Origin of the sequence: Streptomyces sp. WM6386, assembly GCF_000972385.1 — a bacterium.
In the GTDB taxonomy this organism is placed as follows: domain Bacteria; phylum Actinomycetota; class Actinomycetes; order Streptomycetales; family Streptomycetaceae; genus Streptomyces.
In genome coordinates, this window is record NZ_JXTE01000247.1 from 1 (window position 1) to 925 (window position 925).

Sequence of the window (925 nt, forward strand, 5' to 3'; positions counted from 1 at the left end):
CCTCTTCAACTGGTCGGAGTACACGCTCAACGACTCGGGCCTGTGGCTCAACAGCACCCAGGTCGACATGTTCTCCGCCCCCTACGCGGTGGGCGTCCAGCGCTCCGACGGCACCACGATCAACACGGGGCACCTCAAGTCCGGTGGCTACAACGCGGTTCTCAACGGTCTGCGTGGCCAGTCCGGCGGCTGGGCGGGCCTGATCCAGACCCGCCCGGACGGCACGGTGCTGCGCGCGCTCTCCCCCGCCTACGGCCTGGAGACCGGAGCACTGCCCGCCTCCGTCCTGGACGACTACATCAACCGCGTCTGGCAGAAGTACGCCACGACAACGCTCACGGTGACCCCGTTCACCGACCAGCCGAACACCAAGTACTTCGGCCGGGTCTCCGGCGGCGTCATGAACTTCACCAACTCCGCCGGCGCGACCGTCACCAGCTTCCAGAAGCCGGACGCGTCCAGCGTCTTCGGCTGCCACAAGCTCCTCGACGCCCCGAACGACCAGGTCCGCGGACCGATCTCCCGCACGCTCTGCGCGGGCTTCAACCGCTCCACGCTCCTGACCAACCCCAACCAGCCGGACGCCGCATCGGCGGCCTTCTACCAGGACGCGGTGACCAACCACTACGCCCGTGTCATCCACGACCGGATGGCCGACGGCAAGGCCTACGCGTTCGCCTTCGACGACGTCGGCAACCACGAGTCCCTCGTGCACGACGGGAACCCGCAACAGGCCTACCTCACGCTCGACCCGTTGAGCTGACCCCTGAAGAGCCCTGAAGACAGCACAGTTGACGCTCCAACAGTTCGGCGGTGACCGCGGCCCCCACCGACTGATGCCCGGCGTCCGCCACGAGACGTACCTCGTGGCGGGGGGGCCGCCCCCGCCCCCCCCCCCCCCCCCCCCCCCCCCCCGCAAGACACC

At 69.1% G+C, this 925-nt stretch carries 1 protein-coding gene; it reads left to right on the forward strand.

Going from position 1 to position 925, the window contains the following annotated elements:
• A partial coding sequence (locus TN53_RS41030; RefSeq protein ID WP_046263979.1) for a beta-1,3-glucanase family protein occupies window positions 1–763 on the forward strand: 763 nt, incomplete at its 5' end.
• Window positions 764–925: the final 162 nt, after the last annotated feature.